Genomic DNA, 1,734 nt, shown 5'->3' with positions numbered 1-1,734 from the left:
CAGGTGGGGCTCTTCGATGAGCGCTTCTTCATGTATATGGAGGACGTCGATCTGGTGCGGAGGATTCTGGCAGTCTCCCGCGCGCTTTATTACCCGGCGGTCTCGATCGTCCACGAGTATCAGAAGGGCTCGTATCGCGATGCCCGGCTGGCGTGGCATCACGTCCTCTCGGCGGTGAAGTATTTCTCGAAGTGGGGCTGGATCCTGGATTCGGGACGACAGCGGCTGAACCGGCGGCCCTGAAATAGCCGGCCCCGCCTGGACCGGCCTATCGGCGAAGGCCACCGGGGTCATGCTGCGCGGCCTTTTTGCCGATTAGAATGATGCCGGAGCCGCTGGCGGGCGAAATGGCCTGTCGGATTTTCGTGTGCCCGTCGTATATTCGAAGTCCCGGCTGTTACCGGAGCTTGTTCGCATGATCGAAGACGCTTGGAAACCCCGAATTTTGGTGTATTGTCTATTGTTGTCTATGCGTAAATATATGAAAAGTCGTGAGCTATAGCGACTCGATGTCGATTTGAGCACGTAGTAAGACAGCAATCTTTGCGATCGTGAGGTTACACTGATTCCGCAGACAAATCCGATTTTTGGCCATGTTGTCAATCGGCCCCTTAGGGGAGTGCGTAACGATTCCTTTACGATACTTTGATGAGTATGTACCTTATCTACGTATGAGATAGGGCTGGCTGTGAACGGGAATGGATTGCTTGACGCGGGTAGCTGCAGTTTGGCGCGACACACTCAATGGCGTTATTAGGACTTGGGTAACCCGATGTTCGATTCCCCCGCTGCATCTGAACAAGAAGATGCGGCCTCGACCTTAATGCGCCAGAGCGGGAAGGGACTCCCGCGGGGCGCCGAACAGAGGGGCAAGAAGTGTATCCAAGGATACTGAATGAGTTCATTTGAAACCTCACGTAGTCTCTCCGTTCAACCTTTATGGAATGACTTTTCACGGAAGAGCGCTGCCCCCCATCGCGAGGAACGGTTACGTGGAAGTGCTGCTGCTTCCGCAGTTGCTTACGACGAGTTTGAGGCGGCGGAGCCGAGCGTCTTTCCGAACGGGAGTGAGTGGTCGCTCTGTGGGCTACGCCGGAGCATGGACCTGACTCTGGCCTTTTTCGGTCTGCTTGTTTTCTCGCCGGTATTTGCCCTTCTTGCCGTCGCCGTACGACTCAGTTCCCCAGGGCCAATCATCTTCCGCCAGGAGCGGGTAGGCCGGCTGGGGCAACTGTTCACCATTTACAAGTTTCGCACCATGGAGGCCCAGCCGCAGCCAAAGGGGCTTTCTGTCACCCGGCACGGCGATCGCCGCGTCACCGCAGTGGGGCGCCTTCTTCGCCGCTACAAGTTGGACGAGCTGCCCCAACTGGTCAATGTGCTCTTCGGGGACATGAGCCTGGTAGGGCCGCGGCCGAAGCTGCCCGACCACCAGCATCGTCAGGCGCAGAGCATGCCATTCCGCCCGGGCATTACCGGCGCGGCGACGCTGGTCTTCCGCTGCGAGGAGGAGATGCTGCGGCAGGTTCCCGAAGAACAGATCGAGGCATTCTGCAAATACAAGCTGACGCCCTACAAGACCAATCTGGACTTCGCATACGCGGAACGCGCTACTTTCCGCAGCGACGTCGCGTTGATGTTGCGGACCGCGCAGGTGTGCATGGTGCGCAGCAAGGCGAAGCCGCCGCAGCCGAGCGCGATCCTTTAGGGCAGATTCCGCCCATCGCGATGCCG

At 58.1% G+C, this 1,734-nt stretch carries 2 protein-coding genes; both read left to right on the top strand.

Features of this window, described 5'->3' with window-relative positions:
• Positions 1-243: hypothetical protein (locus VGM18_13450; GenBank protein HEY3974006.1), on the top strand; the 243-nt coding region annotated here is incomplete at its 5' end.
• An 856-nt stretch (positions 244-1,099) separates the two neighbouring features.
• Positions 1,100-1,708 carry a sugar transferase gene (locus tag VGM18_13445; GenBank protein HEY3974005.1) on the top strand — a complete coding sequence of 203 codons (609 nt, stop codon included), beginning with the start codon at positions 1,100-1,102 and terminating at the stop codon, positions 1,706-1,708.
• Positions 1,709-1,734: the final 26 nt, after the last annotated feature.

It is taken from the genome of Candidatus Sulfotelmatobacter sp. (assembly GCA_036500765.1).
GTDB lineage: Bacteria > Acidobacteriota > Terriglobia > Terriglobales > Acidobacteriaceae > Sulfotelmatobacter.
The sequence above is the reverse complement of the archived record's forward strand: the minus strand, read 5'-3'. Positions and strand labels throughout refer to the sequence as shown.